Origin of the sequence: uncultured Pseudomonas sp. (assembly GCF_913777995.1) — a bacterium.
Lineage (GTDB): Bacteria > Pseudomonadota > Gammaproteobacteria > Pseudomonadales > Pseudomonadaceae > Aquipseudomonas.
Map to the genome: position 1 here is coordinate 79,546 of NZ_CAJYVE010000010.1, position 12,492 is coordinate 92,037.

General features: G+C 64.0%; 12 protein-coding genes. 9 read left to right on the forward strand and 3 right to left on the reverse strand.

Annotated features, from left to right (window positions below; all coding sequences use genetic code 11):
* The first annotated feature begins 93 nt into the window (after nt 1–93).
* The 7 genes from QZ497_RS03105 to pdeM all read left to right on the forward strand — a co-directional run bounded on the left by QZ497_RS03105 (nt 94) and on the right by pdeM (nt 7,622).
* Entirely contained in the window at nt 94–876 is a 783-nt protein-coding gene (locus QZ497_RS03105) for a transporter substrate-binding domain-containing protein (protein ID WP_295470938.1), read from the forward strand.
* Between the two features lie 188 nt (nt 877–1,064).
* On the forward strand, nt 1,065–1,793 hold the full coding sequence (locus QZ497_RS03110) for an ABC transporter permease (RefSeq protein WP_295470940.1): 729 nt from the start codon (nt 1,065–1,067) through the stop codon (nt 1,791–1,793).
* Complete coding sequence (locus tag QZ497_RS03115; protein WP_295470942.1) at nt 1,790–2,500, forward strand: ABC transporter permease; 711 nt, start codon at nt 1,790–1,792, stop codon at nt 2,498–2,500. Before QZ497_RS03110 ends, QZ497_RS03115 begins: the two co-directional genes overlap by 4 nt.
* A 9-nt stretch (nt 2,501–2,509) precedes the next feature.
* Nucleotides 2,510–3,622: a succinylglutamate desuccinylase/aspartoacylase family protein gene (locus QZ497_RS03120; protein WP_295470943.1), complete on the forward strand. Its 1,113-nt coding sequence runs from the start codon at nt 2,510–2,512 to the stop codon at nt 3,620–3,622.
* A gap of 8 nt (nt 3,623–3,630) precedes the next feature.
* Entirely contained in the window at nt 3,631–4,395 is a 765-nt protein-coding gene (locus tag QZ497_RS03125; protein WP_295470944.1) for an ATP-binding cassette domain-containing protein, read from the forward strand.
* 99 nt (nt 4,396–4,494) lie between these two features.
* Nucleotides 4,495–6,969, forward strand: coding sequence for a ligase-associated DNA damage response DEXH box helicase (locus tag QZ497_RS03130; protein WP_295470945.1), 2,475 nt, complete (start codon nt 4,495–4,497; stop codon nt 6,967–6,969).
* The gene (gene pdeM, locus QZ497_RS03135; RefSeq protein WP_295470946.1) at nt 6,966–7,622 is read left to right on the forward strand and encodes a ligase-associated DNA damage response endonuclease PdeM; all 657 of its coding nucleotides are present in this window, start codon (nt 6,966–6,968) and stop codon (nt 7,620–7,622) included. Before QZ497_RS03130 ends, pdeM begins: the two co-directional genes overlap by 4 nt.
* 3 nt (nt 7,623–7,625) lie before the next feature.
* Here pdeM and QZ497_RS03140 read toward each other — a convergent pair whose 3' ends face one another.
* The gene (locus QZ497_RS03140) at nt 7,626–7,838 is read right to left on the reverse strand and encodes a hypothetical protein (RefSeq protein ID WP_295470948.1); all 213 of its coding nucleotides are present in this window, start codon (nt 7,836–7,838) and stop codon (nt 7,626–7,628) included.
* Nucleotides 7,839–7,949: 111 nt separating this feature from the next.
* Nucleotides 7,950–8,516, reverse strand: coding sequence for a dCTP deaminase (gene dcd, locus QZ497_RS03145; protein WP_011059604.1), 567 nt, complete (start codon nt 8,514–8,516; stop codon nt 7,950–7,952).
* 304 nt (nt 8,517–8,820) lie between these two features.
* Between dcd and QZ497_RS03150 the strand changes: the two genes are divergently transcribed.
* The gene (locus tag QZ497_RS03150; protein ID WP_295470953.1) at nt 8,821–9,030 is read left to right on the forward strand and encodes a cold-shock protein; all 210 of its coding nucleotides are present in this window, start codon (nt 8,821–8,823) and stop codon (nt 9,028–9,030) included.
* A 116-nt stretch (nt 9,031–9,146) separates the two neighbouring features.
* Here QZ497_RS03150 and apbC read toward each other — a convergent pair whose 3' ends face one another.
* On the reverse strand, nt 9,147–10,241 hold the full coding sequence (apbC, locus tag QZ497_RS03155) for an iron-sulfur cluster carrier protein ApbC (protein WP_295470955.1): 1,095 nt from the start codon (nt 10,239–10,241) through the stop codon (nt 9,147–9,149).
* A 163-nt stretch (nt 10,242–10,404) separates the two neighbouring features.
* Here apbC and metG point away from each other — a divergent pair, with 163 nt between their 5' ends.
* Nucleotides 10,405–12,447 (forward strand): methionine--tRNA ligase, encoded by a 2,043-nt coding sequence (gene metG, locus QZ497_RS03160; RefSeq protein WP_295470956.1) that lies wholly within the window; start codon nt 10,405–10,407, stop codon nt 12,445–12,447.
* The last annotated feature ends 45 nt before the right edge of the window (nt 12,448–12,492 follow it).

The window sequence follows — 12,492 nt, forward strand, 5'->3', positions numbered from 1 at the left end:
TGGTTCAGAAATTGCTTTCTCATGGCCGTCTGGCATCCGCCGGTAGCAGTCCCTCGGGGGCTGCCGCACTTCTTTCGCTTATAGGACCGAACAATGAAGAAAGCATGGTTGACCCTGTCCGCACTGGCTCTGTGCGTCGCTGCCGGTAGCGCGATGGCCAAGGAATACAAGGAACTGCGCTTTGGCGTCGATCCGTCCTACGCTCCATTCGAATCCAAGGCCGCCGACGGCAGCCTGCAAGGCTTCGACATCGATCTGGGCAACGCGATCTGCAAGGAACTGAAGGTCACCTGCAAGTGGGTAGAAAGCGATTTCGACGGCATGATTCCAGGCCTGAAAGCCCGTAAGTTCGATGGCGTGATCTCGTCGATGACCGTGACCCCGGCCCGTGAGAAGGTCATCGACTTCTCCGATGAGCTGTTCTCCGGCCCAACCTCGCTGGTATTCAAGAAGGGCTCCGGCCTGTCTACCGATCTCGCCAGCCTGAAAGGCAAGACCGTGGGCTACGAGCAGGGCACCATCCAGGAAGCCTATGCCAAGGCCGTGCTGGACAAGGCCGGCGTGACCACCAAAGCCTACGCCAACCAGGACCAGGTGTACGCCGACCTGGTGTCGGGCCGCCTCGACGCGTCGATCCAGGACATGCTGCAGGCCGAACTGGGCTTCCTCAAGTCGCCCCAGGGCGCTGACTACGTGGTCAGCGAGCCGGTCAACAGCGAACTGCTGCCGTCCAAGACCGCCATCGGTATCGCCAAAGGTAACACTGAGCTGAAGGCTCTTCTCAATAAAGGTATCAAAGCGTTACACGATGACGGCACCTACGCCGCCATCCAGAAAAAACACTTCGGTGACCTGAACCTGTACAGCGGCAAATAAAAAAAGCCCCCGGCGCCCAGCGATTTCGGCGATCATCCCCCGCCGTTTTCCTGGGCGTTTTCGGGTTCTTCCAAGAGAGACCCACAAGGTCATGGCTGGATTGAAACGGGCTTTTGCACAGTTTGCTGCCACGTCTGCCTTGCTCAGCCTCTTCCTGGAAGTGCCCTTCGTTGCTGAAGGCTTCATTCATGCTCGACACACTGCTAAACCATCTGGGACTTTCGGCTTTCAGCCTCAGGGGCTTCGGCCCGCTGCTGCTCGAAGGCACATGGATGACCGTCAAACTGTCCGTCTTCTCGCTGGCCCTGAGCATCCTGCTCGGCCTGATCGGCGCCAGTGCCAAGCTGTCCGGCTCGCCGCTGCTGCGCGTTCCGGCACAGGTCTACACCACCCTGATTCGCGGCGTGCCCGACCTGGTGCTGATGCTGCTGATCTTCTACAGCCTGCAGACCGGGCTGACCCTGCTCACCGACGCCATGGAATGGGAATACATCGAGATCGACCCGTTCAGCGCCGGGGTCATCACCCTGGGCTTCATCTATGGCGCCTATTTCACCGAAACCTTCCGTGGCGCGATCCTCTCGGTGCCGCGCGGGCAGGTCGAGGCCGCCATCGCCTACGGCCTCAAGCGTGGCCAGCGGTTTCGCTACGTGGTGTTTCCACAGATGATGCGCTTCGCTCTGCCGGGCATCGGCAACAACTGGCAGGTGCTGCTCAAGGCCACCGCGCTGGTGTCGATCATCGGCCTGGCCGACCTGGTCAAGGCGTCCCAGGACGCTGGCAAGAGCACCTACCAGCTGTTCTATTTCCTGGTCCTGGCGGCCTTCATCTACCTGATGATCACCAGCGCCTCCAACGTCGCCCTGCGCTGGGCTGAGCGACGCTATGCCGTGGGTACGCGGGAGGCCAAGCGATGATCGAACTGCTCAAGGACTACTGGCAGCCGTTCCTGTACAGCGACGGCGTGCACATCACCGGCCTGGCCATGACCATGTGGCTGCTCAGCGCTTCCATCGCCATGGGCTTCTGCCTGTCGATCCCGCTGTCCATCGCGCGGGTCTCGGAGCGCCGCTGGCTGCGCTGGCCGGTGCAGTTCTACACCTATGTGTTCCGTGGCACGCCGCTGTATATCCAACTGCTGATCTGCTACACCGGCATCTACAGCATCGCCGCCGTGCGCGAGCAACCTTTGCTCGATGCGTTTTTCCGCGATGCGATGAACTGCACCATCCTGGCCTTCACCCTCAACACCTGTGCCTACACCACCGAGATCTTCGCCGGTGCGATCCGCAGCATGGCCCACGGCGAAGTCGAAGCGGCCAAGGCCTACGGGCTGTCGGGCTGGAAGCTGTATGCCCACGTGATCATGCCGTCGGTGCTGCGCCGCTCGCTGCCGTACTACAGCAACGAAGTGATCCTGATGCTGCACTCCACCACCGTGGCCTTCACCGCCACCGTGCCGGACATTCTCAAGGTGGCGCGCGACGCCAACTCGGCGACCTTCATGACCTTCCAGTCGTTCGGCATCGCCGCGCTGCTGTACCTGAGCGTCACCTTCATACTGGTCGGGCTGTTTCGCCTGGCCGAACGCCGCTGGCTGGCCTTTCTCGGCCCCGCTCACTAGGACAGCCCCATGCGCCAAGAGACCCATGCCCTGGTGTCGCCGGTCCCCGGCACCGCCAGGCAGATCCACAGCTTCCACTACGGGCCGCAGGACCTGGCCCGCAAGGTCTACATCCAGGCCTCGCTGCACGCCGACGAACTGCCAGGCATGCTGGTGGCCTGGTACCTCAAGCAGCGCTTCGACGAACTGGAGCGGGCCGGCAAACTCAAGGCCGAAATCGTCGTGGTACCCGTGGCCAACCCCATCGGCCTTGAACAGGTGCTGATGGACACGCCCCTGGGCCGCTACGAGCTGGAAAGCGGGCAGAACTTCAACCGTCACTTCGTCGACCTGGCTCGCCAGGTGGGCGATGAGCTGCACGACCAACTGGGCGACGACCCGGCGCACAACGCTGCGCTGATCCGCAGCAGCCTGCGTCGGGCCCTGGAGCGCCAGGTCGCCATGACCCAGCTGCAGTCCCAGCGCCTGGTGCTGCAGCGCCTGGCCTGCGACGCCGAGATGGTGCTCGACCTGCACTGTGATTTCGAGTCGGTGGAACACCTGTACACCACGCCCGAGGCCTGGCCGCAGGTCGAGCCGCTGGCGCGCTACATCGGCGCCCAGGCCAGCATGCTGGCCACCGATTCGGGCGGGCAGTCGTTCGACGAATGCTTCACCCTGGTCTGGTGGCAACTGCGCGAGCGCTTCGGCGAGCGTGTGCCGATGGGCAGCTTTTCGGTGACCCTGGAGCTGCGCGGCCAGGGCGACGTCAGCCACGCCGTGGCCAGCCGTGATGCCCAGGCGATCATCCACTACCTGATCGAGCGCGGCCTGGTCGACGGCGAGCCCGTCGCCCAGCCCCAACTGCTCTACCCGGCCACACCGCTGGCGGCGGTGGAACCGGTGGCCACGCCGGTCGGCGGGTTGCTGGTGTTCTGCGCACTGCCCGGCGAGTACGTCGAGGCCGGGCAACTGATCGCCGATATCATCGACCCCATCAGCGATGCCGTGACCCAGGTCCACGCACCGCAGGCCGGCCTGCTCTACGCCCGCTCGCTGCGGCGCATGGCGACGGCCGGCATGGTCATCGCCCACGTCGCCGGCACCCAGGCCTGGCGCAGCGGCTACCTTCTTTCGCCATGAGAACCGACATGTACAAACTGACCATCGACGGCCTGCACAAGAGCTACGGCGACAACGAAGTGCTCAAGGGCGTCTCGCTCAAGGCCCAGAGTGGCGATGTGATCTGCCTGATCGGCGCCAGCGGCTCGGGCAAGAGCACCTTCCTACGCTGCATCAACTTCCTCGAACAGCCCAACGACGGCGCCATGAGCCTCGACGGCCAGCCGGTGCGCATGGTTCAGGACAAGGACGGCATGCGCGTCGCCGACCCCGAGGAGCTGCAACGCCTGCGTACCCGCCTGGCCATGGTGTTCCAGCATTTCAACCTGTGGGCGCACATGACCGTGCTGGAGAACATCACCATGGCGCCGCGCCGCGTCCTGGGCGTGCCCAAGGCCGAAGCCGAGGCGCGGGCACGCAAGTACCTGGAGAAGGTCGGCCTGCCAGAGCGGGTCGCCGAGCAGTACCCGGCCTTCCTTTCCGGCGGCCAGCAGCAACGCGTGGCAATCGCCCGCGCGCTGGCCATGGAGCCGGACATCATGCTGTTCGACGAACCGACCTCGGCGCTGGACCCGGAGCTGGTCGGCGAAGTGCTCAAGGTCATCCAGAGCCTGGCCGAGGAAGGCCGCACGATGATCCTGGTCACCCATGAAATGGGCTTTGCGCGCAAGGTCGCCACCCAGGTGGTGTTCCTGCACAAGGGCCAGATCGAAGAATCCGGCCATCCCGACCAGGTGCTCAACAACCCGCAGAGCGAACGCCTGCAGCAGTTCCTCAGCGGCAACCTCAAGTAGCGTTCATTCGCAAGGCGTGAAACCGCGGGCAGCCCATTGCACCAATGGGCCACCACCGCGGTCTGTTGTCTGAGCCCTTGAAGGAACAGACCGCGGCCCATGAGCAAATCGCCCGACATCGCAAGAGCCTGGTTCGAGTCCTTGGGCTGGAGCCCATTCCCCTTCCAGAAGCAGGTCTGGGCTGCGGTCGAACGCGGCGAATCCGGCCTGCTGCATGCCAGCACCGGCTCGGGCAAGACCTACGCCGTGTGGCTGGCGGCGCTGCAACGCTTCGCCGCACGCCCCGCCGTCCCCGCCAAGGGCAAGGACAAGAACGCGCCGTTGACGGTAGCGTGGATCACCCCGATGCGCGCGCTGGCCGCCGATACCCAGCGCTCGCTGCTGGCGCCGTTGCAGGCCCTGGACATTCCCTGGTCGGTGGGCCTGCGCACCGGTGACACCTCCAGCAGCGAACGGGCTCGCCAGGGACGGCGCCTGCCCAGCGCGCTGGTAACCACCCCGGAAAGCCTGACCCTGCTGCTGGCCCGCGCCGATGCCCAGGCCGCCCTGGGTAACCTGCAGATGGTCGTGGTCGACGAATGGCACGAGTTGCTTGGCAACAAACGCGGCGTGCAGTTGCAACTGGCGCTGGCGCGGCTGCGCCGCTGGACCCCCGGGCTGATCGTGTGGGGTATTTCCGCGACCCTGGGCAACCAGGAACACGCCCGCCAGGTGCTGCTGGGCGATACCGGAGTCAGCGTGCAGGGCAAGGTGGTCAAGGACCTGCTGGTCGACACCCTGCTGCCGTCGGCCATCGAACGCTTTCCCTGGGCCGGGCACATGGGCCTGTCGATGCTCAAGCAAGTGGTCGCCGAGGTCGAGGCCAGCAGCAGTTGCCTACTGTTCACCAATACCCGCTCGCAATCAGAGCTGTGGTACCAGGCGCTGCTGCAGGCGCGCCCGGACTGGGCCGGGTTGATCGCCCTGCACCATGGCTCACTGGCCCGTGAGGTGCGCGACTGGGTGGAGCGCGCGCTGAAAGACGGCCAGCTCAAGGCTGTGGTGTGTACCTCGAGCCTGGATCTGGGTGTGGATTTCCTGCCGGTCGAACGCGTGTTGCAGATCGGCTCGGCCAAGGGTATCGCGCGCCTGATGCAACGCGCCGGGCGTTCCGGCCATGCACCGGGGCGCCGCTCGCGGGTGACCCTGGTACCGACCCACAGCCTGGAGCTGGTGGAGGCCGCTGCTGCCGAAGCCGCCGTGGCGGCGCGCATGATTGAACCGCGCCTATCGCCGCATCAGCCCCTGGATGTGCTGGTGCAGCATCTGGTGAGCATGGCCTTGGGTGGCGGCTTTCGCCCCGACGAACTGTACGAAGAGGTCAGGGGCGCGTGGGCCTATCGCGACCTCGACCCAGCCCATTGGCAATGGGCACTGGCCTTCGTACGCAACGGCGGTCACTCACTGACCGCCTACCCCGACTACCGCCGCGTGGAACCCGACGAGCACGGAATATGGCGCGTGCCCGACGCACGCCTGGCGCGGCGGCACCGCATGAGCATCGGCACCATCGTCAGCGACGCCAGCATTCAGGTGAAGTACTGGAAAAAAGGCGCCAGTTCACTGGGCAGCGTCGAGGAAGGCTTCATCGCCCGCCTGCGCCCCGGCGACAACTTCCTGTTCGGGGGGCGGCTGCTGGAGCTGGTACGGGTCGAAGACATGACCGCCTACGTCAAGCGTGCCACGGGCCGCAAGGCCGCCGTACCGCGCTGGAATGGCGGGCGCATGCCGCTGTCCAGCGAATTGGCCGAAGCCGTGGTGGCGCAGTTTGATGCCGCTGCCCACGGCCATTTCGACAGCCCACCCCTGCAGGCGGTACGACCGCTGCTGGACGTGCAGCGGCAATGGTCAGCGTTACCGCAAAGCGACCGCTTGCTGGCTGAAACCCTGAAGTCCCGCGAGGGCTGGCACCTGTTTCTCTACCCCTTCGCCGGTCGCCATGTGCACCTGGGGCTGGCCAGCCTGCTGGCCTGGCGCCTCGGCCAGCGCCAGCCGCTGAGCTTTTCCATGGCGGTCAATGACTATGGCCTGGAGCTGCTCAGCGCCAGCGAAGTGGACTGGGCCGCATTACTCGACAGCGGCGAGCTGTTCAGCGAAGAGCACCTGGCCGAGCACATCCTCGCCAGCCTGAATGCCAGCGAGCTGGCGCAGCGGCGCTTTCGCGAGATCGCCCGCATCGGCGGGCTGGTGTTTTCCGGCTACCCCGGCGCGGCGAAAAGCACCCGCCAGCTGCAGGCCTCCAGCGGGCTGTTCTTCGAGGTCTTCAAGCAATACGATGCCGACAACCGCCTGCTGCTGCAGGCCCATGAGGAGGTGCTGAGCCTGGAACTGGACTACCAGCGCCTGCAGACCACCCTGCAAAGGATGGCCCGCCAGCCTCTGGACCTGCACCCGCTCAAACGCGCCACGCCGCTGGCTTTTCCGTTGATGGTCGAACGCCTGCGCGAGAGCCTGAGCAGCGAGAAACTCGCCGACCGCATCGCGCGCATGGTCCGCGACCTGGAAAAAGCCGCCGGCCCGGAAACCACCGCATGAACGAACACCTGTCCGTCCAGTTGGCCGGCGAAACCCTCTGGCTGCTGGCCGACAAGGCGCTGTACCACCCGCAGCGACGCAGCCTGCTGATCGCCGACGCGCATTTCGGCAAGGCAGCGGCCTACCGCCGCCTCGGCCAGCCGGTGCCGCATGGCACCACCCAGGCCAACCTGCAACGTATCGACCGGCTGCTGGAGCGCTACCCGAGTGAGCAGTTGATCTTCCTCGGCGACTTCCTGCATGCGCCACAATCCCACGCCCCTGCCACGTTGCAGGCCCTGGCCGCCTGGCGAGAGCGGCATACGGCGCTTGGGCTGTGCCTGATTCGCGGCAACCATGACAACCGCGCCGGCGACCCGCCCGGCTACCTGAGCATCGAAGTGGTGGATGCGCCGCTGCTGATGGGACCGTTCGCGTTGCAGCACGAACCCGACGCCCATGCCACCCATCACGTACTGGCCGGGCACGTACACCCGGTCTTTCACCTGCAAGGCCGCGGGCGCCAGCGTCTGCGCCTGCCGTGCTTCGTGCTGGGGGAGCGCGTCAGCCTGCTGCCGGCCTTCGGCGAGTTCACCGGTGGCTACGCCGTGCAGGCACAAGAACGCCATCGCCTGTTTGTAACAGGCGATGGCGGCGTATGGGAATTGGGCTAGGCGTCAGGCCACCGGGGTAGGTGGTGGCTCGTCCGGCAGCGTCGGCTCGCCGGGCTCGGCGGGCTGCGGCGGCTGAGGGGTGTCAGGCGCTGGTTGACCGGGAATGCCGCCCCCTACCATGTTCAGTTGGTTGTCCGCCAACAACGACCAGGCCAACAGGCCGATCTCGTTGAGGGAACCCGGGTTGGGCGAAGCTGGCTTCGAATCGATCTTCATGAGTCACTCCTGAGCGTCTGGTCACCCACTCGCTCGTGGGGGGAAGAACAGTTCGCTCAGTAGAGTGCCAAAACGGGCATTAATTCCATGAAGAAGCGATGAAATCGGATCTCAGGTACGTGGCAAGGTCACGCCGCGCTGGCCCTGGTACTTGCCGCCACGGTCCTTGTACGACACTTCGCACTCTTCGTCGGATTCCAGGAACAGCATCTGCGCCACGCCCTCGTTGGCATAGATCTTCGCCGGCAGCGTGGTGGTGTTGGAGAACTCCAGGGTCACGTGGCCTTCCCATTCAGGCTCCAGCGGCGTCACGTTGACGATGATGCCGCAGCGCGCGTAGGTGCTCTTGCCCAGGCAGATGGTCAGCACGTTGCGCGGGATACGGAAGTACTCCACGGTGCGTGCCAGGGCGAAGGAGTTCGGCGGGATGATGCACACGTCGCTCTTGATGTCGACGAAGCTCTTCTCGTCGAAATTCTTCGGATCGACGGTCGCCGAGTTGATGTTGGTGAACACCTTGAATTCGTCTGCGCAGCGCACGTCGTAGCCATAGCTCGATACGCCGAAGGAGATCAGCCGGTCCTGGCCTTCACCGCGCATCTGGCGCTCGACGAAAGGCTCGATCATGCCGTGCTCTTGCGCCATGCGGCGAATCCACTTGTCCGATTTGATGCTCATGGCGGTGTCCTGAAATAGCGTGGTGAAAAATATGCGGGCATCTTACCGGTCCGACGCGCCGCCATCAAAGGGCACGCAAGCCACGCCCGACGGGCATTGCGTGCGAATGCAAATAATCCTCGGCTGCCCATTGGCACTGCCCGGAAAAAGGGTTAAGGTGGCGCCACTGTGTTGCTTGTGTCACTGAGAATCTCTACAAGATGTTGAAACCGATCACCATCACCATGAATTTCCAGCTCTTTGCACTCAGTCTCGGCCAGGGTATTTCCTGAGCCGCAGTTCACTTTGTCCAAGGAGATGCATCATGTCCAATCGCCAAACCGGTACCGTCAAGTGGTTCAACGATGAAAAAGGCTTCGGCTTCATCACCCCACAATCCGGTGACGACCTGTTCGTACACTTCAAAGCTATCCAGGTTGATGGCTTCAAAACCCTGAAAGAAGGCCAGCAGGTTTCCTTCGTCGCTACCCGCGGCCAGAAAGGCATGCAGGCTGAAGAAGTACAAGTTATCTAACTTGCGCTGATTCGCTCGAAAAACCCCGCTTGAAAAAGCGGGGTTTTTTTATGCCCGCTTTTTGATGTGCTGCATGACCTCGGTGATAGGGAGCGAGCATGCTCGCCCCCACCCGCTCAGTCGTCGCTTACCGAAATGCTCGGCATCGCCGGGCTGGCGGCTTCTTGCAGGACGATGCGCGCCCCGACCTGACGGGCCAGCTCCTGGTAGATCATGGCGATCTGGCTCTCGGGCTCGGCAATCGCGGTGGGCTTGCCGCCGTCGGCCTGTTCGCGGATCAGCATCGACAGCGGCAGGGAGGCCAGCAGCTCGACGTCGTAATGGCTGGCCAGCCTGGCACCGCCCCCCTCACCGAACAGGTGCTCGGCATGCCCGCAGTTCGAGCAGATGTGCACAGCCATGTTCTCCACCACGCCCAGCACCGGAATGTTCACCTTGCGGAACATCTCCACACCCTTCCTGGCGTCCAGCAACGCCAGGTCCTGAGGCGTGGTAACGATCACAGCGCCCGCCACCGGGACCTTCTGCGCCAGGGTCAGCTGAATGTCGCCGGTACCCGGCGGCATGTCGATGACCAGGTAATCCAGGTCGTTCCAGGCAGTCTGGGTCACCAGTTGCAGCAAGGCACCGGAAACCATGGGACCGCGCCACACCACCGGGGTGTTGTCGTCGGTGAGGAAGGCCATGGACATGACCTCGACGCCATGCGCCTGAATCGGCACGAACCACTTCTGGTCCTTGACCTGCGGCCGCGTGCCTTCCGGGATACCGAACATGATGCCCTGGCTGGGGCCATAGATATCCGCATCGAGAATACCGACCCGTGCGCCCTCACGGGCCAGGGCCAGGGCCAGGTTGGCGGCGGTGGTCGACTTGCCGACGCCACCCTTGCCGGAGGCCACGGCGATGATGTTCTTCACGTTGGCCAGGCCCGGCACCTGCGCCTGGGCCTTGTGCGGCTCGACCTGGGTGGTGACCACGACCTTCGCCGACGTCACGCCTTCCAGTCCTTCGATGCCGGTGCGCAGCAGCTGCGCCCAGCCATTGCTGAACAGTGCGGCGGCATAGCCCAGCTGCAACTGGACCTCGACCTGGCCGCCCTGGATGTCGATGGTGCGCACGCAACCGGCGCTGACCGGGTCCTGGTTGAGGTAAGGGTCGGTGTACTGGCGAAGAATCGTCTCCACCGCTGCGCGGCTCACTGCGCTCATGGACTGGCTCCAATAGAAACTTGAGTAAAACAGGCGGCTATCCTACCCGTTATGACGAGCGGTGCCATGCTTTCGCGTGGTCAAGGGCTGCCGGGGTGAAAAAAAACGCGCGGGCCTTTATAGTGGCCGGTCCATGTTTGACTCAACTAAGTAGCCGAGCCCCATGTCCGAGCCACGCCAGATTCTCGTTACCAGCGCCCTGCCCTATGCCAATGGTTCCATTCACCTTGGTCACATGCTCGAGTACATCCAGACCGACATGTGGGTGCGTTTCCAGAAGCACCGCGGCAACCAGTGCATCTACGTGTGCGCGGACGACGCCCATGGCTCGGCCATCATGCTGCGCGCAGAGAAGGAAGGCATCACCCCCGAGCAGTTGATCGACAACGTCAAGGCCGAACACAGCGCCGACTTCGCCGACTTCCTGGTGGACTTCGACAACTTCCACTCGACCCACAGCGAAGAGAACCGCGAGCTGTCGAGCCTGATCTACACCCGCCTGCGCGACGCCGGGCACATCGCCACGCGCTCGGTCACCCAGTACTTCGACCCAGACAAGAAGATGTTCCTGGCCGACCGCTTCATCAAGGGCACCTGTCCGAAATGCGCGGCAGAAGATCAGTACGGCGACAACTGCGAAAAATGCGGGGCCACCTACGCCCCCACCGAACTGAAGAACCCCAAGTCGGCGATCTCCGGCGCCACGCCGGTGCTCAAGGATTCCAAGCACTTCTTCTTCGACCTGCCGGCCTTCGAGGCCATGCTCAAGCAGTGGACCCGCAGTGGCACCCTGCAGGACGCCGTGGCGAACAAGATCGCCGAATGGCTGGACAGCGGCCTGCAACAGTGGGACATCTCCCGCGATGCGCCGTATTTCGGTTTCGAGATCCCCGACGAGCCGGGCAAGTACTTCTATGTGTGGCTGGACGCGCCGATCGGCTATATCGCCAGCTTCAAGAACCTCTGCGCACGCCGCCCGGAACTGGACTTCGATGCCTGGTGGCAGAAAGACTCCAGCACCGAGCTGTACCACTTCATCGGCAAGGACATCGTCAACTTCCACGCGCTGTTCTGGCCTGCCATGCTCGAAGGTGCCGGTCTGCGCAAGCCGACCGCCGTCAACGTGCACGGTTACCTGACCGTGAACGGCCAGAAGATGTCCAAGTCCCGCGGCACCTTCATCAAGGCGCGCACCTACCTGGAGCACCTGTCGCCGGAATACCTGCGTTACTACTACGCCGCCAAGCTGGGCCGCGGCGTGGACGACCTGGACCTGAACCTCGAAGACTTCGTGCAGAAGGTCAACTCCGACCTGATCGGCAAGGTGGTGAACATCGCCAGCCGCTGCGCCGGCTTCATCCACAAGGGCAACGACGGGGTGATGGTCGACAGCAACATCGCGCCGGAACTCACCGACGCCTTTCATGCCGCCGCGCCGTCGATTGCCGAAGCCTACGAGGCCCGCGACTTCGCCCGCGCCATGCGTGAAACCATGGCCCTGGCCGACCGCGCCAACGCCTTCATCGCCGAAAAGGCACCTTGGGCGCTGGCCAAGCAGGAAGGCAAGCAGGATGAAGTGCAGGCCATCTGCGCACTGGGCATCAACCTGTTCCGCCAGCTGGTGATCTTCCTCAAGCCGGTGCTGCCGAAGCTGGCGGCCGACGCCGAACAGTTCCTCAACGTGGCACCGCTGACCTGGAACGATCACCAGACCCTGCTGGCCAACCACAAGCTGAACCCGTTCAACGCGCTGATGACCCGCATCGACCCGGTCAAGGTGGAAGCCATGGTCGGTGCCTCGAAGGAAGACCTGGCGGCAGCCAATGCGCCGGCAGCACCGCAGGGCAACGGCGAACTGGCCAAGGACCCGCTGTCGCCGGAGATCGAATTCGATGCCTTTGCCGCCGTCGACCTGCGCGTGGCGCTGATCGTCAAGGCCGAGCACGTGGAGGGTGCCGACAAACTGCTGCGCCTGACCCTGGACATCGGCGACCAGCAGCGCAACGTGTTTTCCGGCATCAAGAGCGCCTATCCTGACCCGAGCAAACTCGAAGGTCGGCTGACCATGATGATCGCCAACCTCAAGCCGCGCAAAATGCGCTTTGGCGTATCGGAAGGCATGGTGATGGCCGCCGGCCCTGGCGGCGAGGAAATCTACCTGCTGAGCCCGGACAGCGGCGCCAAGCCGGGCCAACGCATCAAGTAATACCGAACCGAGCCGGGGCCCGGTAACCGCCCAGTACGGTGGTTA

Bases quoted from the DNA above. Each gene is read 5' to 3' on its own strand.
- pdeM (WP_295470946.1), top strand. From the start codon at position 6,966: ATGAACGAACACCTGTCCGTCCAGTTGGCCGGCGAAACCCTCTGGCTG.
- QZ497_RS03125 (WP_295470944.1), top strand. From the start codon at position 3,631: ATGTACAAACTGACCATCGACGGCCTGCACAAGAGCTACGGCGACAAC.
- QZ497_RS03120 (WP_295470943.1), top strand. From the start codon at position 2,510: ATGCGCCAAGAGACCCATGCCCTGGTGTCGCCGGTCCCCGGCACCGCC.
- QZ497_RS03115 (WP_295470942.1), top strand. From the start codon at position 1,790: ATGATCGAACTGCTCAAGGACTACTGGCAGCCGTTCCTGTACAGCGAC.
- QZ497_RS03105 (WP_295470938.1), top strand. From the start codon at position 94: ATGAAGAAAGCATGGTTGACCCTGTCCGCACTGGCTCTGTGCGTCGCT.
- apbC (WP_295470955.1), bottom strand. From the start codon at position 10,241: ATGAGCGCAGTGAGCCGCGCAGCGGTGGAGACGATTCTTCGCCAGTAC.
- QZ497_RS03130 (WP_295470945.1), top strand. From the start codon at position 4,495: ATGAGCAAATCGCCCGACATCGCAAGAGCCTGGTTCGAGTCCTTGGGC.
- dcd (WP_011059604.1), bottom strand. From the start codon at position 8,516: ATGAGCATCAAATCGGACAAGTGGATTCGCCGCATGGCGCAAGAGCAC.
- metG (WP_295470956.1), top strand. From the start codon at position 10,405: ATGTCCGAGCCACGCCAGATTCTCGTTACCAGCGCCCTGCCCTATGCC.
- QZ497_RS03150 (WP_295470953.1), top strand. From the start codon at position 8,821: ATGTCCAATCGCCAAACCGGTACCGTCAAGTGGTTCAACGATGAAAAA.
- QZ497_RS03110 (WP_295470940.1), top strand. From the start codon at position 1,065: ATGCTCGACACACTGCTAAACCATCTGGGACTTTCGGCTTTCAGCCTC.
- QZ497_RS03140 (WP_295470948.1), bottom strand. From the start codon at position 7,838: ATGAAGATCGATTCGAAGCCAGCTTCGCCCAACCCGGGTTCCCTCAAC.